The organism is Streptomyces sp. NPDC018000 (assembly GCF_044328025.1).
In the GTDB taxonomy this organism is placed as follows: Bacteria; Actinomycetota; Actinomycetes; order Streptomycetales; family Streptomycetaceae; genus Streptomyces.
On the sequence record NZ_JBIRGM010000003.1, the window covers coordinates 325,057 to 351,311 of the forward strand.

The 26,255-nt window shown below is 70.1% G+C and carries 28 protein-coding genes; 15 read left to right on the top strand and 13 right to left on the bottom strand.

From position 1 onward, the window contains the following. Positions 1–21: 21 nt before the first annotated feature. From ACH4EW_RS09925 to ACH4EW_RS09935, 3 genes are all read right to left on the bottom strand, one after another. Entirely contained in the window at positions 22–1,047 is a 1,026-nt protein-coding gene (locus ACH4EW_RS09925) for an alpha/beta fold hydrolase (RefSeq protein WP_398253945.1), read from the bottom strand. Positions 1,048–1,057: 10 nt separating this feature from the next. Next, positions 1,058–2,347: an esterase/lipase family protein gene (locus ACH4EW_RS09930; protein WP_398253947.1), complete on the bottom strand. Its 1,290-nt coding sequence runs from the start codon at positions 2,345–2,347 to the stop codon at positions 1,058–1,060. Positions 2,348–2,662: 315 nt separating this feature from the next. Further along, the gene (locus tag ACH4EW_RS09935; protein ID WP_398253949.1) at positions 2,663–3,130 is read right to left on the bottom strand and encodes a class F sortase; all 468 of its coding nucleotides are present in this window, start codon (positions 3,128–3,130) and stop codon (positions 2,663–2,665) included. Between ACH4EW_RS09935 and ACH4EW_RS09940 the strand changes: the two genes are divergently transcribed. Next, on the top strand, positions 3,084–3,314 hold the full coding sequence (locus ACH4EW_RS09940) for a pentapeptide repeat-containing protein (RefSeq protein ID WP_398253950.1): 231 nt from the start codon (positions 3,084–3,086) through the stop codon (positions 3,312–3,314). The two genes, ACH4EW_RS09935 and ACH4EW_RS09940, sit on opposite strands and share 47 nt — an antisense overlap. Before the next feature lie 432 nt (positions 3,315–3,746). After that, positions 3,747–4,580, top strand: a complete 834-nt coding sequence (locus ACH4EW_RS09945; RefSeq protein ID WP_398253951.1) for a hypothetical protein — start codon at positions 3,747–3,749, stop codon at positions 4,578–4,580. Positions 4,581–5,528: 948 nt separating this feature from the next. Here the strand turns inward: ACH4EW_RS09945 and ACH4EW_RS09950 are convergent. Together ACH4EW_RS09950 and ACH4EW_RS09955 are read right to left on the bottom strand one after the other, a co-directional pair. Further along, positions 5,529–6,386 (bottom strand): tetratricopeptide repeat protein, encoded by an 858-nt coding sequence (locus ACH4EW_RS09950; RefSeq protein ID WP_398253952.1) that lies wholly within the window; start codon positions 6,384–6,386, stop codon positions 5,529–5,531. An 18-nt stretch (positions 6,387–6,404) separates the two neighbouring features. Beyond that, on the bottom strand, positions 6,405–7,406 hold the full coding sequence (locus tag ACH4EW_RS09955; RefSeq protein WP_398253953.1) for a GNAT family N-acetyltransferase: 1,002 nt from the start codon (positions 7,404–7,406) through the stop codon (positions 6,405–6,407). Positions 7,407–7,522: 116 nt separating this feature from the next. Here ACH4EW_RS09955 and fdxA point away from each other — a divergent pair, with 116 nt between their 5' ends. Beyond that, entirely contained in the window at positions 7,523–7,843 is a 321-nt protein-coding gene (gene fdxA, locus ACH4EW_RS09960; protein ID WP_018956287.1) for a ferredoxin, read from the top strand. A gap of 135 nt (positions 7,844–7,978) precedes the next feature. Beyond that, positions 7,979–9,076 (top strand): succinyldiaminopimelate transaminase, encoded by a 1,098-nt coding sequence (gene dapC, locus ACH4EW_RS09965; protein WP_398253956.1) that lies wholly within the window; start codon positions 7,979–7,981, stop codon positions 9,074–9,076. A 77-nt stretch (positions 9,077–9,153) separates the two neighbouring features. Here the strand turns inward: dapC and ACH4EW_RS09970 are convergent, their stop codons facing one another. Both ACH4EW_RS09970 and ACH4EW_RS09975 read right to left on the bottom strand, forming a co-directional pair. After that, on the bottom strand, positions 9,154–9,552 hold the full coding sequence (locus ACH4EW_RS09970) for an ATP-binding protein (protein ID WP_398253958.1): 399 nt from the start codon (positions 9,550–9,552) through the stop codon (positions 9,154–9,156). Positions 9,553–9,722: 170 nt separating this feature from the next. Then, the gene (locus tag ACH4EW_RS09975) at positions 9,723–10,667 is read right to left on the bottom strand and encodes a hypothetical protein (RefSeq protein WP_398253960.1); all 945 of its coding nucleotides are present in this window, start codon (positions 10,665–10,667) and stop codon (positions 9,723–9,725) included. Positions 10,668–10,727: 60 nt separating this feature from the next. Between ACH4EW_RS09975 and dapE the strand changes: the two genes are divergently transcribed. Together dapE and ACH4EW_RS09985 are read left to right on the top strand one after the other, a co-directional pair. Next, entirely contained in the window at positions 10,728–11,807 is a 1,080-nt protein-coding gene (dapE, locus tag ACH4EW_RS09980) for a succinyl-diaminopimelate desuccinylase (protein WP_398253962.1), read from the top strand. 87 nt (positions 11,808–11,894) lie between these two features. Continuing rightward, on the top strand, positions 11,895–12,644 hold the full coding sequence (locus ACH4EW_RS09985; protein WP_398253964.1) for a TIGR00730 family Rossman fold protein: 750 nt from the start codon (positions 11,895–11,897) through the stop codon (positions 12,642–12,644). Positions 12,645–12,770: 126 nt separating this feature from the next. Here ACH4EW_RS09985 and folP read toward each other — a convergent pair whose 3' ends face one another. Beyond that, positions 12,771–13,643, bottom strand: a complete 873-nt coding sequence (gene folP, locus ACH4EW_RS09990) for a dihydropteroate synthase (RefSeq protein WP_398253966.1) — start codon at positions 13,641–13,643, stop codon at positions 12,771–12,773. Positions 13,644–13,916: 273 nt separating this feature from the next. On the opposite strand from folP, the gene ACH4EW_RS09995 reads away from it, so the two are divergent. Continuing rightward, the gene (locus ACH4EW_RS09995) at positions 13,917–14,378 is read left to right on the top strand and encodes a DivIVA domain-containing protein (RefSeq protein ID WP_398253968.1); all 462 of its coding nucleotides are present in this window, start codon (positions 13,917–13,919) and stop codon (positions 14,376–14,378) included. Next, entirely contained in the window at positions 14,375–14,962 is a 588-nt protein-coding gene (locus ACH4EW_RS10000) for a DNA-3-methyladenine glycosylase I (protein ID WP_398253970.1), read from the top strand. The genes ACH4EW_RS09995 and ACH4EW_RS10000 overlap by 4 nt, the downstream gene beginning before the upstream one ends. Positions 14,963–14,975: 13 nt before the next feature. Here ACH4EW_RS10000 and ACH4EW_RS10005 read toward each other — a convergent pair whose 3' ends face one another. After that, positions 14,976–15,788, bottom strand: a complete 813-nt coding sequence (locus tag ACH4EW_RS10005; protein WP_398253972.1) for an enoyl-CoA hydratase/isomerase family protein — start codon at positions 15,786–15,788, stop codon at positions 14,976–14,978. 313 nt (positions 15,789–16,101) lie between these two features. Here ACH4EW_RS10005 and ACH4EW_RS10010 point away from each other — a divergent pair, with 313 nt between their 5' ends. Then, positions 16,102–16,269 (top strand): DUF3117 domain-containing protein, encoded by a 168-nt coding sequence (locus ACH4EW_RS10010; protein ID WP_003966491.1) that lies wholly within the window; start codon positions 16,102–16,104, stop codon positions 16,267–16,269. 161 nt (positions 16,270–16,430) lie between these two features. Here ACH4EW_RS10010 and ACH4EW_RS10015 read toward each other — a convergent pair whose 3' ends face one another. Continuing rightward, positions 16,431–17,096: an O-methyltransferase gene (locus tag ACH4EW_RS10015; protein WP_398253974.1), complete on the bottom strand. Its 666-nt coding sequence runs from the start codon at positions 17,094–17,096 to the stop codon at positions 16,431–16,433. Positions 17,097–17,278: 182 nt separating this feature from the next. On the opposite strand from ACH4EW_RS10015, the gene sigE reads away from it, so the two are divergent. The 5 genes from sigE (at position 17,279) to ACH4EW_RS10040 (ending at position 22,188) form a co-directional block, all read left to right on the top strand. Beyond that, entirely contained in the window at positions 17,279–18,040 is a 762-nt protein-coding gene (gene sigE, locus ACH4EW_RS10020) for an RNA polymerase sigma factor SigE (RefSeq protein ID WP_398253976.1), read from the top strand. Then, positions 18,037–19,050, top strand: coding sequence for a zf-HC2 domain-containing protein (locus ACH4EW_RS10025; RefSeq protein WP_398253978.1), 1,014 nt, complete (start codon positions 18,037–18,039; stop codon positions 19,048–19,050). Before sigE ends, ACH4EW_RS10025 begins: the two co-directional genes overlap by 4 nt. A 110-nt stretch (positions 19,051–19,160) precedes the next feature. After that, positions 19,161–20,825 carry a trypsin-like peptidase domain-containing protein gene (locus tag ACH4EW_RS10030; protein WP_398253980.1) on the top strand — a complete coding sequence of 555 codons (1,665 nt, stop codon included), beginning with the start codon at positions 19,161–19,163 and terminating at the stop codon, positions 20,823–20,825. 99 nt (positions 20,826–20,924) lie between these two features. Further along, positions 20,925–21,410, top strand: coding sequence for a sec-independent translocase (locus ACH4EW_RS10035; RefSeq protein WP_398253982.1), 486 nt, complete (start codon positions 20,925–20,927; stop codon positions 21,408–21,410). Positions 21,411–21,528: 118 nt separating this feature from the next. Beyond that, entirely contained in the window at positions 21,529–22,188 is a 660-nt protein-coding gene (locus tag ACH4EW_RS10040; RefSeq protein ID WP_398253984.1) for a hypothetical protein, read from the top strand. A gap of 91 nt (positions 22,189–22,279) precedes the next feature. Here ACH4EW_RS10040 and ACH4EW_RS10045 read toward each other — a convergent pair whose 3' ends face one another. The 3 genes from ACH4EW_RS10045 to ACH4EW_RS10055 are packed head-to-tail and all read right to left on the bottom strand — an operon-like array spanning position 22,280 to position 25,277. After that, positions 22,280–23,413, bottom strand: coding sequence for an Mrp/NBP35 family ATP-binding protein (locus ACH4EW_RS10045; protein WP_398253986.1), 1,134 nt, complete (start codon positions 23,411–23,413; stop codon positions 22,280–22,282). Between the two features lie 42 nt (positions 23,414–23,455). Continuing rightward, positions 23,456–24,013: a DUF1003 domain-containing protein gene (locus ACH4EW_RS10050; protein ID WP_398253988.1), complete on the bottom strand. Its 558-nt coding sequence runs from the start codon at positions 24,011–24,013 to the stop codon at positions 23,456–23,458. Then, on the bottom strand, positions 24,003–25,277 hold the full coding sequence (locus tag ACH4EW_RS10055) for a magnesium transporter MgtE N-terminal domain-containing protein (RefSeq protein WP_398253990.1): 1,275 nt from the start codon (positions 25,275–25,277) through the stop codon (positions 24,003–24,005). The genes ACH4EW_RS10050 and ACH4EW_RS10055 overlap by 11 nt, the downstream gene beginning before the upstream one ends. A 204-nt stretch (positions 25,278–25,481) precedes the next feature. On the opposite strand from ACH4EW_RS10055, the gene ACH4EW_RS10060 reads away from it, so the two are divergent. After that, positions 25,482–26,246, top strand: a complete 765-nt coding sequence (locus ACH4EW_RS10060) for a hypothetical protein (protein WP_398253992.1) — start codon at positions 25,482–25,484, stop codon at positions 26,244–26,246. Positions 26,247–26,255 lie beyond the last annotated feature (9 nt).

Here is a 26,255-nt window from a genome sequence, read left to right on the forward strand (position 1 = left end):
TCTGATCAGTGACGCATACCGTTATGCCGACAGGATTCCCAGCAGTGCCGCGCCGAACTCGTCGGGGCGTTCCAGATGCACCGAGTGCCCGGCGCCGGGCACGGCGACCTCCCGCACCAGGCCGCCCTGTGCCGCGTAGCGGTTCAGGACGTGGCGTGTCTGAGCGACCATCGGCTGGGCGGGCGTCCCGTCCCAGCCCGGCACCTCGCCGATCGAGCCCAGGTGCGCCAGGTCGAACATCGAGGTGTCCGAGACGATCAGGTCGTCCTCGCCGCGTATCCACAGCACCGGAGGCTTGGGGTCGATCAGGTGCAAGTCGTCGATGCGGAAATAGAGCGGAGAAAGGCAGTTGAGGACTCCACGGGTGCCGGGTGCGACGCCCGGCCAGGCGGGGGACGCCGTGCTGTCGCCCGGGTAGTGGTCGTCGCCGATACGCGTGGTGAGCATGGACGCGACGTACTCGTCCTCGTGCTCGGGGCGCCACGGCGGCTTGACGTAGCAGTTCGTCAGGACGGAGCGAGGTGAGAGCGGGGAGTCCTCGCCGTGGTCGCCCTTGGCGAGCCGCGCGACGAACTCCGCGTTGGCCGTGCCGCCGCCCGAGCCTGCCCCGTCCTCGGAGTTGAGGGTTCCCTCCACCCCCTGCGTACCGCCGAAGCCGTACGGGGAGACCGGGCTGATCAGGGTCACGGACCGCACCGCGTCCGGATGGTCGCACAGGTACTGCATGACCACGCCCCCGCCCATGGACCAGCCCACCAGGTGTGCCCGGTCGACGCCGAGGGCGGCCAGCAGTGCGGCGAGGTCGTCGACGTGGTCGCGCACGCCGCGTGTCGCGTCGATGGGCAGCGGGTCGGTGCCGCCGAAGCCGCGCAGATCCACGGCGATGGGGCGGTAGCGGTCCGGGAGGCCGGTCAGGGTGGTGCGCCAGAACGCGGAGGACGAGACGTTGCCGTGGATGAAGACGACCGGTTCGCCCTCGTCCCGGACATCGGTGATCTGCTGGGTGAGCCGCTCGGTGGGGACGCGGCGGGTACGGAGTGCGGTCATGTCAGGTCCTTCACGAGAGCCAGGTGGCGACCTGGGCGGTGGCTGAGCTGTGCCAGCCCAGCTGGAGGTGGTTGGCGGTCAGGATGGTGGCCTTGCCGCCGACCGTGGGGATGCCGGTGGTGTCGAGTGCGCTGGAGATGAAGACGACGCCGTCGCTGGGTCCGCGGTTCTCGTTGAAGATGCCGACGATGTTGGGGGATCCGCCGGCCAGCAGATAGGTGGTGACGGAGGCGGGTACTCCGGCGCTGTGCAGCGGCGCGATCAGCGAGCCGGCGTCGATGGCGGCCTGGATGCCGGTGCCCGCGGTGTAGAAGCCCTGGCCGCCGTAGTACGTCGTGTACCAGTCCTGTGCGGCGCCGTCGACTCCGTACACGCCGTCCCAGCGGGCCAGCATCTGGCGCTGGCCGGGGTAGTTGTCGTGGCCGTCAGAGGGAGTCATGGAGAACTCGGGGTGCGCGGTGTAGAGGCCGTAGCAGGTCATACGGGAGTGCGGGGAGGGGGCGTTGATCTTTCCTCCGCACTCCGGCCAGATGGAGAAGTCGTGCGCCCAGCCGTGTGCGTAGGGGTAGTCGTAGCCGCCGTTCGGGCCGCCGAGTGTGATCAGCTTCCGTACGTCACCGGCGTAGGCCCGGCCCCAGCTCGGCTTGACGGAGGAGACGTAGGCGCGGGTCGACATCTCGCCCTTGCTCCAGCCGACCAGATCGACCTTGCTCACGCCCAGCTTCGCCTTGATGACGGCGATCGCGTCGCCGACGATCTGGGCCTGCATCAGGTTGTCGCCCTGCTTGTGGGCGAAGCCGACGGCGAAGACGCGATGGCCGCGCGCGGACAGGTCCTGCATCAGCCCGGTGGACGGGCAGGACATGGTGCCGCAGCCGTAGCCGCCCGACTCACCCGGGTTGGCCCAGGCGCGGTCCGCGGTGTCGTTCGCGCCGTGCACGAGGAGGACGGGCGTGGTGCGGGTGCCGGTGTTCCAGCCGGGGGCCGAGTAGAGCAGGAAGCGGCCGGAGTACGGGCGGGAGACGCCGCCGAAGTACGTCACGCGCTTTCCGTCCTGGTCGCCGCGGCCATCCGGCGGGTAGCCCTCGGTACGGAATCCGGTGGTGGTGTCGAGATAACGCTCCACCTTCTCCCAGCCGTTGGTGACGGTGCCCGCTCCGTAACTCGCCTCAAGGGTGAGGTAGGGGGGCTGCTCGGCGGCGGCCGCGGTGCCACCGGCGGCCGGCAGTCCGGCCACCACTGCGATCAGGAGGGCGAGCAGCAGCCGCCACCGGCCTTCAAGGCTTCGTCTGTACCGCATGTCCTGGCTCCCTTGTCCACGCTTCATGACGCTGTCCGGCGCGGCGCACACGTTAGGCAGAGGCGTGAGTGGGAGGGCATGTATGCGGGCGCCACAAGGGAGGCGGGCCGTATGGGGCGGCGGCCCGGCATGCGCTCGGTGCTGAGGCGGCCAAGCCTTGTCCGTCGGCCATGGGGACCGGTCGGGCCTGCGGATGCGGGCACGTCGGCCGACTCCGGTACGCGGAAAGCCGGTCGGGGCGGTGCGGACTCACGGTCCGCGCCGCCCCGTAGGATTTTCCGGCCGGTGAATGGCTGCGGCGCGGTGCCGACTGCCTCAGCCGTTTTTGGAGGAATCGAGGTGGGCGAAGGCCACCACGTTGTCCTCGTAGTCCTTGATGGCCCTGTTGTACGGGCCTCCGCACGTGATCAGGCGCAGCTGTGCGTCCGGGGTGTCGGCGTAGACCCGCTTGTTCGGGAACTTCGCCTTGCTGAATGTCTCGACGGAGTCGACCCGGAACGTGGCGACCGAGCCGTCGGCGCGGATGATGTTGACCGTGGAACCGGGCTTGAGGAACTGGAGCTGGAGGAACACGGCAGGACCGGTTGTCGTGTCGACATGGCCCGCCACGATCGAGGTACCGCGCTCACCGGGGGTGACACCGCCCTTGAACCAGCCCACCAGGTTGCTGTCGTTCGGCGGCGGCGGGTTCAGCTGACCGGTGGGGCCGATGGACAGCTTGGTGAACGGTGCGTTGATGGCAAGGGACGGAATCTGCAGCTGCTTCGGGACGGAGCGCGACATCGCAGGGCCGACGGCGGACTTCGACGGGGCGGACTTCGACGGGGCGGACTTCGACGGGGCGGACTTCGACGGGGTGACGGGACGGGGGGCGGTATGGGAGCCGAGAACCTCGGGTACGACGGGCGCGATGGCGACGGGCGGGGTCGGTGGCTTGTCGTCGACCGAGGGGTTGATGGTGTCGTAGATGAGGAGCATGCCGAGCCCGGCTGCCATGGCGGGCCACATCAAGGCGCGGCTCAGTGTGGTTCGGGGGGCAGTCCGGGATGGGGTGGAGCCGGGCGACTGCGAGGCGGCCATGGGAACGTGCCTTTCGGTTGTGCGGTTGTGCGGTGTTGCGGAGAAGGGGGAAGGAGGAGACGGAGGGGGAGGGGAGGGGAAACAAGTGGCACAGGGGGTGCAGGGGTGTGCGGACGAAGCCGTCGCGGCCGCCGCCCCGAGGGACGACGGCCGCGACAGATGAACGACCGGTCAGCCGTTGGGTCTCCGGTCAGGCGATCGAGCCCCCCGACGACTGACGGCGGCGCAGCTTGTACGCACCGACGCCGATGCCACCGATCAGCAGCGCCGAGCCGGCGGCCAGGCTGCTGCTGGTCGTCGCCATCCCACCGCCACCCGTGTGGACGCCGCCGCTGGGCTTGCTCTCACCCTGGTCGCCGGCCTGGTTGCCCTGGTCGCCGGCCTGGTTGCCCTGGTCGCCCTGGTCGCCGGCCTGGTTACCCTGGTCGCCGGCCTGGTCGCCCTGGTCGCCGGCCTGGTCGCCCTGGTCGCCGGCCTGGTTACCCTGGTCGCCGGCCTGGTCGCCCTTGTCGCTGCCGCTGCTGCCTTCGTCGCCGCCGCGGCCACCCTCGTCGCCGCTGCTGCCTTCGTCGCCGCTGCTGCCTTCGTCGCCGCTGCTGCCTTCGTCGCCGCCGCGGCCACCCTCGTCGCTGCCTTCGTCGCCGCCGCGGTCACCCTTGTCGCCGCCGCGGTCGGCGAGGACGCCGGCCATGAAGCCGCCACCGGTGTGGACGCCGCCGCTGGGCTTGCTCTCGCCCTGGTCGCCGGCCTGGTTGCCCTGGTTGCCGGCCTGGTTGCCGGCCTGGTTGCCCTGGTTGCCGGCCTGGTCGCCCTTGCCGCTGCCGCTGCTGCCTTCGTTGCCGCCACGACCGCCCTCGTCGCCGCTGCTGCCTTCGTCGCCGCCGCGGCCGCCCTCGTCGCCGCTGCTGCCTTCGTCGCCGCCACGACCGCCCTCGTCGTCGCCGCTCTTGTCGCCGCCACGACCGCCCTCGTCGTCGCCGCTCTTGTCGCCGCCACGACCGCCCTCGTCGTCGCCGCTCTTGTCGCCGCCGCGGCCACCCTCGTCGCCGCCGCGGCCACCCTCGTCGCCGCCTTCGTCGCCGCCACGACCGCCTTCGTCGCCGCCGCGGCCGCCTTCGTCGGAGTCGGACCCTCCGCGCTCGTCGCCGCGTGAGGACGAGGGTCCGTTGCTGTGTCCCGAGTCCGCTGCCGAGATCATGGCGTAGGCGGAGGGACCGGTAATGGCAAGGACCGCCGTAACAGCGGCCGTAGCGAACAGTGTGCGGGCAGAGCGCATCTGAACACATTCCTTTCGCCGCAGCTGCGAAGAGTGGCTGGATGCCGACTCATTGTGGCGCAGTAGCGACGTGATCCACCGTCAGTCAAAATGTGGATTTACGCCAACGGGAAATGCCGCGTGAGGATCATGTCGTGAGCCCTTCGGGTGGCGAAATACTGATAATCACCCCGTTGGCGCGCATTCGGCGCCGCGTGAGGTTTGGGTAGCGGCGGTCCACTCGTTTGCCAGCTTTTCTGACCGGTGAGGCGATCGCTGCCCCGGCCTGCGATGATCGCTCAGTGAACGCCAACACATCGCAGTAGATGTGGAGTTGAGGTCAGTTCTGTGCGTGCGCGATGCCTCGGTGAAGCGCCGCCCGGAGCCGACTTTGAATCCATTTGGCGGCGCTTGTGATGCGCCGATGCCCGAGCTGTTTTTCGATCGCCGTATGTGAAGGTGGAGGGAGGGGCGGACGGGCCTGTGAATCGATCGCTTTGCGGGGCGGACCCCTGCTGTACTCCTCGCGGCACTCGATCGGCCGAGGAGAAGATCACATGCGGAACTCGCATGTTCATTCAGGCTGAATTTCCACCGATCTCGAAAAACAGGGAGCTTCGTGCACCTGCTGAATCCGGGAATTCTGGCGCCGCCACTAAGGGCTGTCCCGCGTAGTCCCTGGTGGGCGCGCGACGGCAGCTGCTTCCCCAAGCTCTCGGCTGCGCTCGAGCAGGGGAGGCCCCATCCTCGCCGCGTTGTCGGAACGCCCCAATACATCCAGTATTCGGGCGTCCCTCCGCCTTGCGATGCACCGCGCGCCGACCACCACGGATTACGGGACAGCCCTTAGTTCAGCAGCGCCCGCGCCGCCCGCGCCCGTCGCCGGATCGCCTCCGCCGCCTCGGGTTCGACCCTGTCGACCACATCCGCGTACTCCTCCATCTCCGCCGCCCCGCGCAGAAACTGCCCGCTCTGTACGAGCAGCTGCGCCCGCTCGTAGCGCAGCCTGGCCGGATGAGAGGGCAGCAGCAGCGACAGGTCCACTGCCCACAGCGCCACATCCGTCCGCTCCGGACGGGCCGCCGCCCACGCCCTGATGTTGTTCAGGATCCGCAGCACGATCTCCAGCGGCCGCGCGGGCACCAGCATCGACTCCTCCAGCGGCTGCCCGGTCACCCCCGCCACCAGCAGCTCCGCGTCCTGCCCGGTCATCGGCCGGCCACCGTCGAACGGGTCGGCCAGCACCCGCTCCGAAGGATCACCGAACCCGACGACGAAGTGACCGGGCAGCGCCACCCCGTATACCGGAGCGCCCGCCCGCCGCGCGACCTCGATCCACACCACGGACAGCAGGATCGGCAGCCCGCGACGCCGGCGCAGCACTTCGTGCAGCAGCGACGACTCCAGCCGCTGGTAGTCCGCCGACGAGCCCGCGAAACCGCACCGTTCGCCGAGAAATTCGGCAAGGGCGAAGGCCCAGGCCCGGCCGCCCCGCGCCCCGTACGGAAGCCGGCCTGCCAGCTCGTCCAGGTCGATCTGCGCCGCGTCGATCCCGTTCGCGTCCAGTGCCGGGTCGGCCACCGCGCCCAGCAACAGGCAGAGCAGCGCGAGGTCCGGCCGCTCGGCGCGCGCCTCCTCGGCGAACTGCCGGCGCAGCTCGTCCAGGCCGGGGCGCTCGGGCTGCTCGGGGTGGTGAGGATTCATCGGGTTCGTCCGTCTCCGTCAGGCCGACCGGAAGTGGTGATACAGATGATGGACCGCGAACCCCATGCCCTCGTACAGCCCCCGCGCACCCTCGTTGTCCGTCTCCACCTGGAGCCACGCCGCCGACGCGCCCTCGTCCAGGGCCTTGCGGGCGAGCGCGGTCATCACGGCGGTGGCGAGCCCGCGGCGCCGGTACGCGGGACCGACCTCGACGGCCATGAAACCGGCCCACCGCCCGTCCACCACGCACCGCCCGATCGCCGCGGGCGCCGCGCCCCCGGTGTCACCGGGCACCGACGCGAACCACACCGAGGGACCACCGCGCAGCACCTCCAGGACGTGCGGCCCCGGGGTGTCGAAGCGTTGATAGCGGGAGAGCCACGTCTCGTCGAGGTCCCGGCTCAGCCGAACCCCCGACACATCCGCGTCAAGATCACCGATCGGTGCCAGCGCGGCGATCCGTACCTCCGCCGTCACCTCGCGCCGCCATCCGCGCTGCTCCAGCTCCGCGCAGAGCTGCTCCTGGGTGCCCTCGGCGCCGGTCGCGGTCTGGATGTACGCGGGCAGGCCCCGCTCCCCATACCACTGCCGGGCGCGCCCGAGCGCCTCGTCGAGCGGCAGGCCCGGATCGCCGAGCGGCAGCACGGAGTTGGCGCGCCGGGTGAACCCCTGCGCGGCGCGCAGCTGCCAGTCGCCCAGCGGCTCGCTCTCCACCGGCTGCCAGGCACGGGCGCAGATGGGCGCGAGCTCGTCGAAGGAGGCCGCGGGGCCGCGCCGCCGGGCAGGGGCGGAGGGCACGACCTTGCCCGCCACCAGCGTCGATTCCGCGATGCGGATGGAGTCTCCGCTTTTCGTTGTGATCGACAGCACACCGCTGTCCCACGATGTGAGAACACCGACCGTGTCGGTGAACTTCGGTCCTTGTGGGCCACGCTCGGTCGTACGCCGGACTGATACCCGTTTGCCCACATCGGCCGGTGTGATTCGGACTTCGAGTTGTCCGCCGATGGTGAATTCCACAGTTCTCTCAGCCCCTCCTGTTCGGTTCGTGCCCGGGAACGGAGATACTAGGTGGGGGCATCGACGACGCCGCGCCCCGCGCGAGAGCCAACGCCCTACCGAGGAGGAACGACAGCGTGACCTACGTCATCGCGCAGCCTTGTGTCGACGTAAAGGACAAGGCCTGCATCGAAGAGTGCCCCGTCGACTGCATCTACGAGGGCCAGCGGTCCTTGTACATCCACCCGGACGAATGCGTCGACTGTGGAGCCTGTGAGCCAGTGTGCCCGGTCGAGGCGATCTTCTACGAGGACGACACCCCGGAGGAGTGGAAGGACTACTACAAGGCGAACGTCGAGTTCTTCGACGACCTCGGGTCGCCCGGTGGTGCCTCCAAGCTGGGCCTGATCGAACGCGACCACGCGTTCATCGCCGCGCTGCCGCCGCAGAACCAGTAGTCAGCGGCCGGCACGTGCGTCGCCTCGGTCCCGTACGGCTCGTCACCGTGCGGGACCGAGGTGTTTTCGCGCCCGAGCGCCCCGAGTGACCCTCGGAGCGACCCTCGGAACTCCCGTACGAGAAAGCAGAGATCCGTGTCCGCAGTCTCCTCCCGTCTCCCGGTCTTCCCCTGGGACAAGCTCGCGCCCTGCAAGTCGACGGCCGCCGCCCACCCGGACGGCATCGTGGACCTGTCCGTCGGCACGCCCGTCGACCCGGTGCCCGAGCTGATCCAGCGGGCGCTCGTCGCCGCCGCGGACAGCCCCGGCTATCCGACGGTGTGGGGGACCACCGAACTGCGTGACGCGATCACCGGCTGGGTGGAGCGGCGGCTCGGCGCGGTCGGGGTGGCGCACGAGAACGTCCTGCCGGTCGTCGGCTCCAAGGAACTGGTGGCCTGGCTGCCGACCCAGCTCGGTCTCGGTGCGGGCGACAAGGTGGCGTACCCCCGCCTCGCCTATCCGACGTACGAGGTGGGCGCACGGCTCTGCGGCGCCGAGCCCGTCGTCTACGACGACCCGACGGAGCTGGACCCGGCCGGCCTGAAGCTGCTCTGGCTCAACTCGCCGTCCAACCCGACCGGCCGCGTCCTGTCCAAGGACGAGCTGATCCGGATCGTCGCCTGGGCGCGCGAGCACGGCGTGCTGGTCTTCAGCGACGAGTGCTACCTGGAGCTGGGCTGGGAGGCCGAGCCCGTCTCCGTGCTGCACCCGGATGTCTGCGGTGGTACGTACGACGGCATCGTCGCCGTCCACTCGCTCTCCAAGCGCTCCAACCTGGCCGGATACCGCGCGGCCTTCATCGCGGGTGACGCGGCTGTGCTCGGCGAACTGCTGCTGCTCCGCAAGCACGGCGGAATGATGACGCCGGCCCCTGTCCAGGCGGCGACGGTCGCGGCGCTCGGCGACGACGAGCACGTCGCCGAGCAGCGGACCAGGTACGCGGACCGGCGCGCGGCCCTGCGCACGGCGCTGGAGGCGCACGGCTTCCGGATCGAGCACAGCGAGGCGAGCCTCTACCTGTGGGCGACGCGCGACGAGCCGTGCTGGGAGACCGTGGCGTACCTGGCCGGGCTCGGCATTCTGGTGGCGCCGGGCGACTTCTACGGGACGGCCGGTGACCGCTTCGTACGCGTCGCGTTCACGGCGACGGACGAGCGGGTGGCCGCCGCGGTCAAGCGGCTGGCCCGATAGCAGGCAGTACACGCGCGAGGGGCCTCGGGAGTGCGCACTCCCGAGGCCCCTCGCGCGTGATGTGCCGACGGATCGGGTCAGCCGATCGGCAGGCCCTGGGTGGGCAGGCCGCCCTTGGGTGCACCGCCGGTGGCGCCGCCGAGGAGCCCGCCCGCGCTGCCCGCGCCACCGCCGGCGGCGTTCTGCACGGCGGGGGCGGCCTGGGTGCGGGCCTTGCCGACGGTCTTGCCCGCGGTCGGGAGGGTCGTCCCGACGATCTTGCCGCCGGTCCCGCCCGCCGTCTTGGTGCCCTGCTTGGACGCGCCGTCGACCGTCTTGCCGAAACCGGTGCCGTCGACGGTGGTCAGACCGCCGAGCTCAGGGGCCTGCGGGAGCTCCGCGGCACCTGCGGCACCGGCCGCGCCGACCACGGGGGCGGCACCCGCGGCGATCAGCAGCGCGGCACGGGCGATCCGGCGGGTCAGGGGGAGGGACATGATGCTCCTTCGACGGGATGAGGAATCTGTCTGGCCGTTGATCGGACGCAATGACAACCGTCGTGAGGGCGGGGGAGGTTGCGGTGAGCCGCGGTAAAGAGTCGGCAATGCGTCACATAATCCACAGCGGAGGAATCCGGACACACGCCCTGGTGCCGCGACACACGTCCTCAGGGCGCGAGCCGCATGCGGACCTCGGTGGTGCCCGATTCCCCCTCCGTCTGCCAGCCCGACCCGGCCTTCCACACCCGGCCCGCGTACGCGACTTCGTCCAGGTGGAGCACCTCGGACTGCGCGACTGCCCAGTGCGCGAGCTCCCAGCCGCGCCGCGCCGAGTCGTCGCCCCCGGAGGCGTGGGCCGCCCGCACCGGCACCGAGACCGTGCTCGTCGCCGACGCACCGGCCGCGCCCGTCCCGTTCTCCGGCGACGGCTTCTGCGCGGGCAGTACGTCCTTGCCGAAGGTGCGCACCAGTTCCGCCCGCACCTTCGCCGCGTCGGCCTTCGCAGCCGTCGTCCGTGGCGGCGTGCAGCTCAGCGCGGCAGGCGTACGGCCGGTCAGCGCGGCCGCGAGCAACGCCGCGTCCGGCTCGTGCTTCGCGTACGCCTGCGGGAAACCACTGCGCTGGACCCGCTGCGCGGCGACCGTCAGCGGCAGCCGCGAATAGCCGGGGATCTCGGCCAGATGCCGGTAGAACTCCCCCGCGGAGTAGACCGGGTCCAGGATCTGCTTCTCGGTGCCCCAGCCCTGCGAAGGGCGCTGCTGGAACAGCCCCAGCGAGTCCCGGTCGCCGTGCTCGATATTGCGCAGCCCGGACTCCTGCAACGCGGTCGCCAGCGCGATCGTCACCGCCCGCTCCGGCAGTCCTCGCGAGGTGCCGACCGCGGCAATCGTCGCGGCGTTCGAAGCCTGTTCCGGGCTCATCCGATACGTACGGCCCTTGCCGGCCGAGCCGTCGGCGGACTCCACGGTGCAGCCTTGGGACACCTTGCTGCCGGTTATGTACTGCATGGTCAGATAGCCGCCCAGCGCGGCGAGTACGAAAAAGGCGGCCGCGATACGGAAGAGGCGGCTGCGGCCGGTGTGTCGGCGGGCGGGGGAGACGGTCCGGGGCACGGAGCCACCGTACTGGAGTGCCCGCCCGAGGCCGAGGGCCCAGTCCTTTAGGGTCGGTTCATGCCCGAAAGCACCCTTGACCTCACCCTGGACGGCCCGGCGCTCACCGCCCGGCTCGTCGACTTCCCGTCGGTCAGCGGTCAGGAGGAGGAGCTCGCCGACGCGATCGAGTCGGCGCTGCGAACCCTTCCGCATCTGACCGTCGACCGGCACGGCAACAACGTCGTGGCCCGGACGAACCTGGGCCGTGCCGAGCGGGTCGTGCTCGCCGGACACATCGACACCGTGCCGATCGCCGACAACGTGCCGTCCCGGCTCGACGACGACGGCGTGCTGTGGGGCTGCGGCACCTCCGACATGAAATCGGGCGTCGCCGTCCAGCTGAGGATCGCCGCGACCGTGCCCGAGCCCAACCGCGACCTCACCTTCGTCTTCTACGACAACGAAGAGGTCGCAGCGCACCTCAACGGGCTCGGTCATGTGGCCGACGCCCACCCCGAGTGGCTGGCGGGCGACTTCGCCGTCCTCCTGGAGCCCTCCGACGGCCAGGTCGAGGGCGGCTGCCAGGGCACCCTGCGGGTCTTCCTCCGCACGGAAGGGGAGCGGGCCCACTCCGCACGCAGCTGGATGGGAGCCAACGCCATCCATGCCGCCGCCCCGGTCCTCGCCCGCCTCGCCGCGTACGAACCGCGCCGGCCGGTCATCGACGGTCTCGAGTACCGAGAGGGCCTGAACGCGGTACGGATCGAGGGCGGCGTCGCCAACAACGTCATCCCCGATGCCTGCACCGTTGTCGTGAACTACAGGTACGCCCCCGATCGCACCGCCGAGGAGGCGCTGGCCCACGTCCACGAGGTCTTCGCGGACTGCGGCGTCGCCGAATTCACCGTCGACGACCACTCGGGCGCTGCCATGCCCGGCCTCGCCCACCCCGCGGCCAAGGCATTCATGGCGGCGGTCGGCGGCACCGCCCGGCCCAAGTTCGGCTGGACCGATGTCTCCCGCTTCGGCTCCCTCGGCGTCCCTGCGGTGAACTACGGCCCCGGCGACCCGCTCCTCGCGCACAAGCGCAACGAGCACGTGGCGGTCGACCGGATCACCCACTGCGAGGAGCGGCTCCGCTCATGGCTTACCAGCTGACCGACGGTATTCCTCTGTCCGTAACCTCCATCGATCTACCCTGACCTGAAACAGGTGGTCATCGATCGTCGTCGGAGGGAGCAGGTCATGGGCAACTTCGAAGGAGCGCACGTCCCCGAGGAGCAGCGGCAGGGCCCGGTACTGCGCCGCAGGGAGCAGGTGCAGCCCGGCACCACCGATCAGCGGCTGCTGGACACCGAGGGGGACTCCGAGTGGGTGCACACCGACCCATGGCGGGTGATGCGCATCCAGTCGGAGTTCGTAGAAGGATTCGGCGCCCTCGCCGAGCTGCCGAGCGCCATCAGCGTCTTCGGCTCGGCCCGCACCCCGGCCGGCGGACCGGACTACGAGGCGGGCGTAAGGATCGGCAAGGCCCTGGTCGAGGCCGGCTTCGCGGTGATCACCGGAGGCGGCCCCGGAGCCATGGAGGCGGCGAACAAGGGGGCACGGGAGGCGAAGGGCGTCTCGGTCGGCCTCGGTATCGAGCTGCCCTTCGAGTCCGGCCTCAACCCGCACGTCGACATCGGAGTCAACTTCCGGTACTTCTTTGTCAGAAAAACGATGTTCGTGAAGTATGCCCAGGGATTCGTCGTTCTGCCCGGCGGCCTCGGCACGCTTGACGAACTGTTCGAGGCCCTCACCCTCGTCCAGACGGGCAAGGTCACCCGCTTTCCGATCGTGCTGTTCGGCACCGCGTACTGGAGCGGACTCGTGGACTGGCTGCGGGACACGGTGGTGGCGCAGGGCAAGGCGTCCGAGCACGACCTGCTGCTGTTCCATGTCACGGACGACGTGGACGAGGCGGTCGACCTCGTGACGAAGGAGGTCGGCCGGTAGAACCGGGGTCTCCGCCCGGACATCCTCAAGCCCTTCCGGCGATTGAGGCCGACCGGTAAATACCGGTAAGCCGACCGGCTGAATGGGGGGAGAAGGAGCGGGGTCCGCGGCGGAGCCCCGATCCGTTCACGCCAGCCCGCGCCGCGCGACGGCCGGCTCCCTGTGCCCCGCGATGGACGCCACCATGTCCAGCACCTGCCGTGTCTCCGCCACCTCGTGCACCCGGTACACCTGCGCCCCCAGCCATGCGGACACGGCCGTCGTCGCCAGCGTCCCGATGACCCGTTCCTTCACCGGCCGGTCGAGCGTCTCCCCGACGAAGTCCTTGTTGGACAGCGATACGAGGACCGGCCAGCCGGTCTCCGTCATCTCGCCGAGCCGGCGCGTCGCCTCCAGTGAGTGCCGGGTGTTCTTCCCGAAGTCATGACCGGGGTCGATCATGATCCCGTCCGGCCTCACCCCGAGTCCGACCGCCCGCTCGGCCAGCCCCACCGTCACCCGCAGGATGTCCGCCATCACGTCGTCGTACGCGATCCGGTGCGGCCGGGTCCGCGGCTCGGCGCCGCCCGCGTGCGTACACACCAGCCCGGCGCCGTACCGCGCGGCGACCTCCGCGAGCTTCGGGTCCACTCCGCCCCAGGCGTCGTTCAGCACATCCGCGCCGGCCTCGCAGACCGCCTCGCCGACATCGTGGCGCCAGGTGTCGACGCTGATCACCACATCCGGGTGGCGGCGCCGGACCTCCGCGACGAAACCCACCGTGCGACGGGCCTCCTCCTCGGCGGTCACCTCCTCACCTGGTCCCGCCTTCACACCCCCGATGTCGACGATCGCCGCGCCGTCCGCGATCGCCTGCTCGACCCGGGCCAGTGCCGGCTCGTCCTGGAACGTCGCGCCCTGGTCGTAGAAGGAGTCCGGGGTACGGTTCACGATCGCCATGATCACCGGTTCGTGCGCACCGAATTCACGCCGCCCCAGCCTGAGCGCACCGCTTCGCATCCCGTGTTTCTCCTCTGGTAGATCGCCCCGTGGGTCGCCTGCGACCCTAACGATCTCGCCCACGATTGTCAGCGGCGTCGCGGCGTCTGGGACCTCCGCCTCCGGCGTTGTCGTCAGTCGCCGACGCTCCGCGTCGCCTCCCTCCTCCGCCTTGGATTCGAAGGCCCCAGAAACCGCTCCTTCTTCCACTGCCAATCGCGGGCGAGATCGTCACTGTCACCGCCGCATGGCACGATCGGACCCGGACAGGTTTCCGCTCCCGGGGAGATACGCGTGTTCTGGTTCTTGCTGCTGGCGATGGTGGTGGTCGTGGCTGCGGTCACCCTCGCGGTGCTCGGCGGGGGGAAGAGCACGGTCCTGCAGGACGTGGCGCCCGAGCAGCTGACCGACCCGCTGCCCGCGACGCGCCCGGTCGGCCGCGAGGACGTCGAGGCGCTGCGGCTGCCGGTGGCCGTACGCGGCTACCGCATGACGGATGTCGACGAGGCGCTCGGCCGGCTCGGCGCCGAGCTCGCCGAGCGGGACGCGCGGATCGCGGAACTGCAGTCGGCGCTGGCCGGCGCGCAGGCGACCGCGGCCGGCCGCCCCGATCTCCTCGAGCGGCCGCAGGACCGGCCGGAGCCGACGGGGGAGCGGCCCGAGGACCGTCCGAGGGCACCGTGGGAGGCGCCTCGGAAAGACCCCGGGCAGGACCCGCGGCAGACGGAGCGCCCCGGAGAGGAGCCCCAGCGATGAGCGGTGGCACAGAAGCGGCCCCGGACGGCGGTCTGCGCTGCCCGTGGGGGCTCTCCACCGAGGACTACCTCACGTACCACGACACCGAATGGGGCCGCCCTGTCCACGGCGACGACGCCCTCTTCGAACGTCTCTGCCTGGAGGCGTTCCAGTCGGGACTTTCCTGGCTGACGATTCTGCGCCGCCGGGAGGGCTTCCGCTCCGCCTTCGCCGGATTCAAGATCCCCGCGGTGGCGGAGTTCACCGGCGCCGACAAGGAGCGCCTCCTCGCCGACGCCGGCATCATCCGCAACCGGGCGAAGATCGAGGCCACCCTCGCCAACGCCAAGGTGCTGGCCGGCTGGCGCGCCGGCGAGCTGGACGAACTGATCTGGTCCTACGCCCCCGATCCGGTCGGCCGCCCGGCCCCGCGCACCATCGGCGACGTGCCCGCGGTCACCCCTGAATCCACGGCGCTGGCCAAGGACCTCAAGAAGCGCGGCCTGCGCTTCATCGGTCCCACGACGGCCTACGCCCTGATGCAGGCATGCGGCCTGGTCGACGACCACCTGGCCGACTGCGTGGCGCGCGGCACCGGGGCGTAGACCCGGCCGGCTGCTACCGGCCGATGTACTTCGGCTTCTCCTTGTTCAGGAACGCCTGCACCGCGATCATGTGGTCCTCGGACGCCCCCGCCCTCGTCTGGAGTTCGTCCTCCTTCTCCAGCGCCTCGCTCAGCGTGTGATTGGCGCCGTGGGCCAGGGACTCCTTGAGCGCGGCGTACGCCACCGTGGGGCCGGACGCCAGGGTGCGGGCCACCGCGGCGGCCTCCGCGGCCAGGTCGGCGGCGGGCACCAACTTGTTCACGATGCCCAGCTCATGGGCGTCCTGCGCGGAGATCGAGCGCGGGAAGAGCAGCAGGTCGGCGGCGCGGCCCTGCCCGATCAGGCGGGGCAGCGTCCAGGAGACGCCCGAGTCGGCGGTGAGTGCGACCCCGGCGAAGGAGGTGTTGAACGAGGCGGTGTCGGCGACCACCCGGTAGTCGCAGGCGAGCGCGAACCCGAAACCGGCACCGGCGGCGACACCGTTCACCCCGGCGACGACCGGCTTGGGCATCTCGGTGATGGCCCGCACGATCGGGTTGTAGTGCTCCTGCACGGTGCTCAGCGCGTTGCCGCCGCCGGACTCACGGGCCTCGTCGAGCTTGCCGACGTGCTCCTTGAGATCCTGGCCGACGCAGAATGCGCGCCCGGTCGCGGTGAGCAGAACAGCCCGCACGGCGATGTCGGCCGCCGCGGACTTCAGTGCGTCACGGAGTGCCACCTTGGCCGCGGTGTTCATGGCGTTCATCGCGTCGGGACGGTTGATGGTGATCACCGCGAGCCCGTCGCTCACTTCGTAGAGCACGCTGTCCGCCATCTGGTCGGCCATTTCGCTGTCCCCTCTGCGCCTTGGGCAATGCCTGTCCAGGCAAGCATGGCCGACTCGGGCGGGAGCGGACATGTGACCTGCATCTAACAATTGCGCTCCGATGGAAGGGGGGAGGGGGCGGAGTATCGCAGCTGGATCGCCGAATTGGGTGGTTTTGAGAGAGCGCGTTGCGCAAGCGATGCCGAACGATGTTGGTCATTGGGGTCTGTGATGCGGGATAATGGCTTAGAAGCAATGTGTTCGATGCCGGTGACACAGCGCCTGTCATGGGGCCGCCGGTTGCGATGAGCTGGTTTCAGGAAGGGGAACGAGCATGGCGGCCATGAAGCCGCGGACGGGCGACGGCCCGCTCGAGGTGACAAAGGAGGGGCGGGGCATCGTCATGCGCGTTCCGCTCGAAGGCGGCGGTCGGCTTGTCGTGGAGCTGACTCCGGACGAGGCCGATGCACTCGGCGATGCCCTCAAGAAGGTCGTCGGCTGAACAGAGGCGCCCACACTTCATCACTGCCCCGGCACGGTGTCCGTGCCGGGGCAGTGATGCATCCGAACTCGACAGAACCAAGACCGACCTGCGCCTGAGGACACACCTGGTCCCCGGGCACGGGTCAAGGACCCTGCCCGACGCCGGGCCACGCCGGCCCTTCAGCCCCGCCGCACCGCGCACAGCAACCCGTCGCCCACCGGCAGCAACGTCGCGATCAGCTCCTGGCTCTCCCGTACCGCACGCAGCAGCTCCCGCAGCCGCAGCACCTCCGCGGGCTGCGCCGCCGAGTCGACCGTACGGCCGTCCGCGAAGACGCCCTCGAAGCAGACCAGGCCACCAGGTCGCAGCAGGCGCAACGATTCAGCGAGGCAGTCCAGGCTCTCCAGCCGGTCGCCGTCGCAGAACACAAGGTCGTATCCGCCGTCCGCGAGCCGCGGCAGTACGTCCAGGGCGCGGCCGGGAATGAAGCGGGCCCTATTGGCGGCGAACCCCGCGGCCCGGAACACCTCACGGGCGAACTGCTGGCGCTCCGGCTCCGGGTCGACCGTGGTCAGCACCCCGTCGGGCCGCATGCCGTACAGCAGATAGAGTCCGGACACGCCGGTCCCGGTGCCGATCTCGGCCACCGCTTTGGCGTCCGTCGTGGCAGCGAGCAGGCGCAGCGTGGCGCCGGTACCTGGCGACACCGAGCGGAGCCCTGCCTCCCGAGCCCGGTCCCGGGCCCAGCGCAAGGCTTCGTCCTCGGGGACAAAGGCGTCGGCGAACGCCCAGCTCGTCTGCCGGTTGGCGGTAATGACCCTCTCCTGTCCCCGTAGTTGGCGCAACGGTGACTGTATCCGCTGCACCCGGGAACCCGCAGATGGGACCGGGCGTTGAGCAGAGGCGGGGGGAAGCCCGTGGAATCGGCCCGCAGATCGGGTCCGGGAGCCACGGGCCGACGGTTCCCGGGGTGATCCCCGGCCCCAGCAGGAAAAAGGCTTATCCGGAGCTAACGGGCGAGGTCGCTATGGTAGGGGCTCCACTGGACACCACCAGAGCCGATAGGGGAGGTGCGGCTGCGCCTGTGGATCGGGGAGGAGTGCTGCGGCGCTTCCTCAGGTCGGCGGGTGAGCCGAAATCCGTGATCAACATTGCTGACCGTTCTTCCAACCACTCCGCAACGACCGCGACCTTCGCCTCAGACGCGGACTCCCAGGCGTGGACGCCGCCCTCATGGGAAGAGATCGTCAGCACGCACAGCGGCCGTGTCTATCGCCTTGCCTACCGGCTGACGGGCAACCAGCACGATGCGGAGGACCTCACGCAGGAGGTCTTCGTGCGCGTGTTCCGGTCGCTGTCGACCTATACGCCGGGCACCTTCGAGGGCTGGCTGCACCGCATCACGACCAATCTGTTCCTGGACATGGTCCGTCGTAAGCAGCGGATCCGCTTCGACTCCCTCGGCGACGACGCCGCCGAGCGGCTGCCGAGCCGTGAGCCGTCCCCGCAGCAGGTCTTCAACGACACCCACTTCGACGCGGATGTGCAGCAGGCGCTGGACACCCTTGCGCCCGAATTCCGTGCCGCCGTGGTGCTCTGTGACATCGAGGGCCTCTCGTACGAGGAGATCGCCGCGACGCTGGGCGTGAAGCTCGGCACCGTGCGCAGCCGTATCCACCGCGGTCGCTCGCACCTGCGCAAGGCGCTGAAGCACCGTTCGCCCGAGGCCCGTGCCGAGCAGCGTTCCCTGGCGGGCGCGATCCTGGCGGTGGAGGGCGGAACGGCGTGAGTGGCACAGTTCCGTCCCCCGCGGAACAGCATCTGGGGGACCGGCTCGCCGCGCTTGTCGACGGTGAGCTGAAACACGATGCCCGCGAGCGGGTGCTCGCCCACCTCGCGACCTGCGCCAAGTGCAAGGCCGAGGCTGCCGCCCAGCGGCGCCTGAAGAGTGTCTTCGCGCAGTCGGCCCCGCCTTCGCCGTCCGAGGGGTTCCTCGCCCGGCTGCAGGGCCTTCCCGGGGGACCTGGGGGTGACGACGACAACCGGGGGAGACCATTCGGCGGCTCCGGGCGTTTCACCGACGGGCTCTTCCCCGTGATCCAGTCGCCCGGCAGCCGCTCGGATTCGCCGGAGAATTCGCCACTGGGGAGTTTCGGCTTCCTGCCGGCTTCGCACGGCTCGACCGCCGTACTGCCGGGTGGCTCCTCCCGTCCGGGCTTCCGGATCCATGAGGTCGGCCGCGAGTCGGACCGGTCGCCGTGGCGCGGCCGGAGGTTCGCCTTCGCAGCCGCCAGCGCCGTATCGCTGGCGGCAATCGCCCTGGGCGGTGCCCTGCCGACGGGCGCGGGTCCCAGCTCCTCGACCCTGGCCGAAGGAGCCGGAAATGGGGTGAACACGCCCGACGCCGCATCAGGCAGCGAGAGTGACAGCGCGGTGAGCCGCCGCGGCGGTGGCAGCCAGGGCACCCTTGCCGCGACGGAGGCGGGCGGCCGTTCGACCGCAGCCGCTGCCCCAGCACTGCCCACCGTGCAGGAGGCCACACCGGTGGCGCCTTCCACCGCTCCCGCGCTGCTCTCCACGGGAAGCCTCGTCTCCACGGGAAGCCTCGCGGGAAACACCTTCGCCGTTCAGGTTCCTCCCAATGTGTCCGTGCCACCGCTGATACGCCCGGCCGGCACCACCCCGCTCTTCACCCAGGTGCTCGGACTCGCCTCAGCGCCGCCGCCCTGGACGCCGCCCTCGGCCTCGGCCGTTCCTACCCCCGCCGATCGCGGTCTGCCGATTCCCTCCCCCCGGTGACCGGGATCTGCGCAGACATTCGCAAACCTGGTTGAATTCCGGGAGGAATTCCGGGAGGGACGTCCCTGTCGGGGCGTGCAGAGGCCAGTTGCGGCAGTTGCGGGGAGAGCATGGAAGACGGGAAGCCGACCGGGCCGAAGGCGAAGTGGTGGAGCCGGCCCACACCGGGGGGCGCCACCCACAATGCGCCGGACGAGCCGTCCCCTGCCGAGGACGAGGTGCCCACGGCCGATGCGACTGGCGTGGCGGGCGTGGCGACAGCGCACGCAGCCGACGCGCTGCCCCAGCCGTCGGCATCCGAGCCGGTGACACCCCCGCCCGCACCCGAGACCGTGGCGTCCGTACCGGCCACACAGCCCGTGGCGCCCCTGCACGAGCCCGATGAGTACAGCACCCCGCCGTACGGCGGCCCCGGCCCCTGGGCGCCCGCACCACCCGTTCAGCGACCGGTCCCGACCCCGGCACACGGCACCCCCGTACCCCCGCAGTACGCGGGGACGAGCGGCGCCGGCATACCCACCTCACCCGCCCCCGGCTTCACGCCCCCGACCCATGCGTCTGCGCAGCCCCAGTCGGCGCAGTGGCTCCAGTACGACCCCTGGGGTGCGCCCCGGCAGCCGCTGACCAGCCCGGGCCCGCCGCTCGGGGCCGACGGCGGCCGCACGAAGAACCGCCGCGGCTCCCTCCTCATCGGTGCGGTGCTGCTCGCACTGGTGGCGGGCGGCATCGGCGGCGGCATCGGCGCCTACGTCGAGCGCAACGGCGGCCTCACCCAGGTCGAGCTTCCGCAGACCGGCCGAAACAGCGGCGACCGCGCCCCGGACAGCGTCGCGGGCATCGCCGCCAGCGCCCTGCCCAGCGTGGTCACTCTCCATGTCAGCGGCACCAGTGAATCCGGCACCGGTACGGGATTCGTTCTCGACAAATCCGGCCACATCCTCACCAACAATCATGTCGTCGCCCCGGCCGGGTCCTCCGGCGAGATCACTGTGACGTTCAGCGGCGGCGAGACCGCGCGCGCCGAAGTCGTCGGCAAGGACAGTGGTTACGACCTGGCCGTCGTCAAGGTCACCGGCGTCTCCGGCCTCAAGCCGCTGCCACTGGGCAACTCCGACAATGTGCAGGTCGGCGACCCCGTGGTGGCCATCGGCGCCCCCTTCGACCTGTCCAACACCGTGACCTCCGGCATCATCAGCGCCAAGGGCCGGCCGATCACCGCGGGCGGCGAGAAGGGCGACGGCAGCGACATCAGCTACGTCGACGCGCTGCAGACCGATGCCCCGATCAACCCGGGCAACTCCGGCGGTCCGCTCGTCGACACCGATGCCCATGTCATAGGCATCAACAGCGCCATCCGTGCCGCCGACAGCGGTTCGACCCCCGAGGGCGGACAGGCGGGTTCCATCGGACTCGGCTTCGCCATTCCGATCAATCAGGGCAAGCGGGTTGCCGAGGAGCTGATCAACACCGGAAAGGCCACCCACCCGGTGATCGGCGTCACTTTGGACATGAAGTACACGGGGGACGGCGCCAAGGTCGGTACGAAGGGTGCGGCCGGCAAGCCTGCGGTGACCCCCGACGGCCCCGGGGCCAAGGCCGGGATCAAGCCGGGGGACGTCATCACCGAGGTGGACGGCAGCCGGGTGCACAGCGGCGAGGAGCTGATCGTGAAGATCCGCGCCCACCGGCCCGGCGACCGACTGGACCTCGGCCTGACCCGCGGTGGTAAAGACCTGTCCATCTCTTTGACTCTTGGTTCGGCAACCGGCACGTGACGGCCACGCGACGCTACCGCGCGGACAGTTTCGACCGGTACCGTGTGCCGGGTCCGGACCACAACCGACCTGGTCTCGGAGAACACGAGGAGCAACAAGGTGTTCAATGACATAGGGGCACTCGAGCTGGTGACGCTCGCGATCCTTGGCGTGCTGATCTTCGGCCCGGACAAGCTGCCCAAGGTTATCCAGGACGCCTCGCGCTTCGTCCGTAAGATCCGTGAGTTCTCGGAGAGTGCCAAGGAGGACATCCGTACGGAGCTCGGCCCGGAGTTCAAGGACTTCGAGTTCGAGGACCTCAACCCCAAGACGTTTGTCCGCAAGCAGCTCATGGACGGCGATGACGATCTGGGGCTGAAGGAGATCCGCGACAGCTTCGATCTGCGCAAGGATCTGGCCGAGGTCACCGACGCGGTGAACGGCCGGGAGAGCGCGGCCGTGGAGTCCGCGGGCTCCTTGAGCGGCGTGTCGAGCGGTTCGGCGATCACCGCGTCCAACGGCTCCGCCGGTACCCCGGACCTGCTCCAGAAGCGTGAACAGCCCGCGAAGGCCGACCACCCGCCGTTCGACGCAGACGCCACCTGACAGCAGTCAATCCCGACTCGGCCGGACGGTATGGCTATTCTCCATCTGTCCGGCTGTGAGGACGCCCGTGGAGGGCGGGCCGCTCCGGACACAAGGGATCGAGGAGGCGGCCGGGCAGATGGAGACGACGAGTCGGGTGGGCGCGGAAGGTGCGCCGAGCACAGTCACCGCAGAGGGTGTATCGGCGGCCCGGCGTACTGTCGACGGTTATCTGGCAGCCCCGTTTCCCTGGTACGGACTGGACGAGGCCTTCACCGGGCCGCGTTGGCTGATGCAGGTGGGCACCGCGGCGGACGGCACGGTGCAGCACGGTTCCATCGGGCACGGTGACGAGCCGTTGGTACGGGTCGGCTCGGGTGCCCAGAAGCAACGATTCGCCGTCGTCGTGACGGTGGCCAGCAGCCCGGTGCGGGGCAGCGGTGACGGCAAGGGGGTTCTGGACGCGACCACGGTCTCATCCGCGGCCTGGCTGGCCGGGTCCGGTCTGCTCGCCTGTACATGGCCCCCGCAAATGGATCACACACGGCGTGACGACTGGCTGGACCAGCAGACGGAGGCAGCGTTCGAACTCGCCGACGATCTGGACGGTCCCGCGTGGTCGGCCTTGTCGCTGCCGGTCGACGGTGTCCCGGTGTCGTTCCACTACCGCGAGTCCGAGTTCGGCTGGACGCTGGCGGGGTCGACGCAGAGCGGGGCGCACATCGGGGCGTACGGGCGGGGGATGAGCGCGTACGGGCTGGCGTTCTCGGTCGTCGGCGACATCGCGGGGTACGTGTAGCGGGGCGGTTGGCGATGACCGGTTGCCGCTTTGTCCTCAGTCGCCGGACGGCCTGAAAAGTCAGGCCGTCCGGCGATGCCTTCGTCCCCGCTCAGAACTTGTTGCGCGGGGTGATTCCCAGCGACATGCCCGACAGACCGCGCTGACGGCCTCCCAGCTTGTCCGCGATGGTGCGAAGCGCCTTGCCGGCCAGGGAGTCGGGGTCGGACAGGACGACCGGCTTGCCCTCGTCGCCGCCCTCGCGCAGCCGTACGTCGATCGGGATGGAGCCGAGCACCGGCACCTCCGCGCCGACCGTCCTCGTCAGGCCCTCGGCGACCTTCTGGCCACCGCCGGTACCGAACACATCGACCATCTCGTCGCAGTGCGGGCACGGCAGGCCCGACATGTTCTCGACGACACCGACGATCTTCTGGTGGGTCTGCACGGCGATCGAACCGGCCCGTTCGGCGACCTCGGCCGCCGCCTGCTGCGGGGTCGTGACGACCAGGATCTCGGCGTTCGGCACGAGCTGTGCCACCGAGATCGCGATATCACCGGTGCCCGGCGGCAGGTCGAGCAGCAGGACGTCCAGGTCGCCCCAGTACACATCGGCGAGGAACTGCTGGAGCGCTCGGTGCAGCATCGGCCCGCGCCACACCACAGGGGCGTTGCCCGGGGTGAACATGCCGATGGAGATGACCTTCACGCCGTGCGCCGACGGCGGCATGATCATGTTCTCGACCTGGGTCGGCTTGCCGTCAGCGCCGAGCATCCGCGGCACGCTGTGCCCGTAGATGTCCGCGTCCACGACACCGACCTTGAGGCCGTCGGCCGCCATCGCGGCTGCCAGGTTCACCGTGACCGACGACTTGCCGACGCCGCCCTTGCCGGATGCCACCGCGTAGACCCGGGTCAGCGAGCCGGGCCTGGCGAACGGCACCTCGCGCTCCGCCATGCCGCCGCGCAGCGAGGACGCGAGTTCCTTGCGCTGTTCATCGCTCATCACATCGAGCGTGACGTCGACCCGCGAGACGCCCTCGACGCGGGCGACCGCGTCGGTCACGCTCTTGGTGATCGTCTCGCGCATCGGGCAACCTGAGACCGTGAGATAGACCGTGACAGCGACTGCACCGTCAGCATCGATCTCGACCGACTTCACCATGCCGAGTTCGGTGATCGGACGGTGGATCTCCGGGTCGTTCACTGTCGCCAGTGCCTCAAGCACCGCGTCTTCCGTAGCCATACTGTCGATAGTACGGGTGCGTGCAGCGCTCCTTGCAGGCCGTCAGCGGTCTTCGTCGCTCTCGGCCGGGAATGGGGTGCGCCGGTCGTCCAGGTCCCTCACGAGGTCTTCCAGTTCGGAGCGGATCCAGTCGCGGGTGGCGACCTCGCCGAGACCCATCCGCAGTGACGCGATCTCCCGGGTGAGGTACTCGGTGTCCGCGATGGAGCGCTCGTTCTGCTTGCGGTCCTGCTCGTAGGTGACCCGGTCGCGGTCGGTCTGCCGGTTCTGCGCGAGCAGGATCAGCGGGGCCGCGTACGAGGCCTGGAGCGACAGCATCAGCGTCAGGAAGATGAACGGGTACCCGTCGAACCGCAACGCCACGGGCCCGAAAGCGTTCCACACCACCCAGACGAAGATGAACAGTGTCATCCAGGCGATGAAGCGCCAGGTGCCCAGGAAGCGGGCGATCCGTTCGGAGAGCCGGCCGAACGACTCGGGGTCGTATTCGGGCAGCAGCCGCCGCCGCGGAGGCTTCGGCTGGTCCAGCCGGTAACGGGGCGGGCGCACGATGCCCGAGGCACCCGTCGGCACCCTCTTCGCGCGGTCCTCAGCGGCCACGGGCGACGTCCTCCTCGCCGTGGAAGTCGGTCTCCCGCCAGTCCTCGGGCAGCAGGTGGTCGAGCACGTCGTCGACGGTCACCGCGCCGAGCAGCGATCCGCTCTCGTCCACGACCGGTACCGAGACCAGGTTGTACGCGGCCAGATAGCTCGTCACGGTCGGCAGCGGGGTGTCCGGCGCGAGAGGGACGAGATCGCTGTCGACGATCGAGCTGACCAGGGCGTACGGCGGGTCCCGCAGCAGCCGCTGGAAGTGCACGGTGCCCAGGTACTTGCCGGTCGGTGTCTCGTCCGGCGAGCGGCATACGTACACCTGGGCGGCGAGCGCGGGGGACAAGTCCGCCTGCCGGACCCGCGAGAGCGCGTCGGCGACCGTCGCGTCCGGCCGCAGAATGATCGGCTCGGTGGTCATCAGACCGCCGGCGGTCCGTTCCTCGTACGACATGAGGCGCCGCACATCCGCCGCGTCGTCCGGACGCATCAGGGTCAGCAGCCGCTCCTTGTCCTCCTCGGGGAGTTCGGACAGCAGGTCGGCAGCGTCGTCCGGGTCCATCGCCTCCAGGACGTCGGCGGCGCGCTCCTCCTGGAGCTTGCCGATGATCTCCACCTGGTCGTCCTCCGGAAGCTCCTCCAGGACGTCGGCGAGCCGGTCGTCGTCGAGTGCGGCAGCGACCTCGGCCCGTCGCTTCGGCGACAGATGGTGCAGCGCGTTGGCCACGTCGGTCGGGCGCAGCTGCTCGAACGTGGCGACCAGCGACTCGGTGCCCTGCCCGTGCTCCTCCAGCGAGAATCCGCTGACCGCCGACCACTCGACCGTCAGGGTTTCGCCCTTGCGCCGCAGCGCCCCGCCCTTGCCCTTGCGTACGAAGTACTTGTCGATCTCCCAGTCGCGGCGGGCCGGGAGCTGCGACACGGAGACGTCGAGGACGGTGACCTCCTCGCCGGTCTCCACGAGGCGGACCCGCCGGTCCAGGAACTCGCCGAGCACCAGGCGTTCGGTGGGCCGCTGTTCGAAGCGCCGCATGTTGACCACACCGGTGGTGATGACCTGACCGGACTCGATTCCCGTCACACGGGTCATCGGGAGAAAGATCCGGCGACGGCTGAGCACCTCGACGACCAGGCCGAGCAGCCGGGGCGGCCGGCCGCCGACCCGCAGCATCGCGACCAGGTCGCGGACGCGGCCCACCTGATCGCCGGTGGGGTCGAAGACCGGGACGCCGGCGAGGTGCGAGACGAAGACCCGGGGGGCGCCTGCCGCCATGCTGCGCCTCCTTCTTCCGTGTACGACTTCTCCGACCGGTCCATTTGGCTGCTAATTGACCGTTATGACGGAATCAGGCTAGCCCGTACCGCTCCAGGCCGCCCCGGTGGAACCGTCCGTACGGCTCTCTGCCGGAAGGTGTGAACGGCACGGGTACGCTGCCGTCTGCCACCCCCCACCATGCAGCTGAGAGGCAGTGCGCCAGTGACCTCTTCCGTCCCGCCCGTCCGGGCCCGACGCCGCCGGACCGCCCTCGCCGTTGTGCTCTGCGTGGGGCTGACCACCGCGCTGACGTCATGCGGCGAGGATCCGGACAAGGGGACCAACGGCGTCGGCAAGCTCGACGCCACGGAGATCGAGAAGAAGGCACAGGCCGCGGCGGACTCCGCCGATGCGGTGCGCCTCGCCGGGACGCTGGTCAGCAAGGGCGGCACGTACAAGCTCAATATGCAGCTCAGGGAGAACGGAGGCGCCGGTTCCGTCGTCTCGAAGGACAGTACCTTCGAGCTGCTGCGGATCGGTGACGAGCTCTATCTGAAGGCGGACGCCGGGTTCTGGAGCCACGACGAGAAGTCCGGCACCGGGAGCGACGCGGGCGGGGCGGCGGCGGACAAGCTGCAGAACAAGTACGTGAAGGTGCCCGAGGGCGATCCCACGTACAAGCAGATGCGCGGATTCACGGACAAGGAGTTGCTGCTCGACGGGTTGCTCACCCTGCACGGCACCCTCAACAAAGGCGACCGGAAGAAGGTCGGTCCGACCCGGACCGTTCAGATCACCGGCGGCAACGGCGAGGGCGGCACGCTCGACGTCTCGCTGGAGGGCACCCCGTATCCGCTGCGATTCGCGCGCGGCGGTGGCGGAGGGACCGTGATGCTGTCCGACTGGGGCAAGGACTTCGAGCTGGAGGCCCCGGCGAAGACCGATACGGTCGACTACGGGCAGCAGCTGCCCGAGACGTCCTCCTGAGAGCGGGCC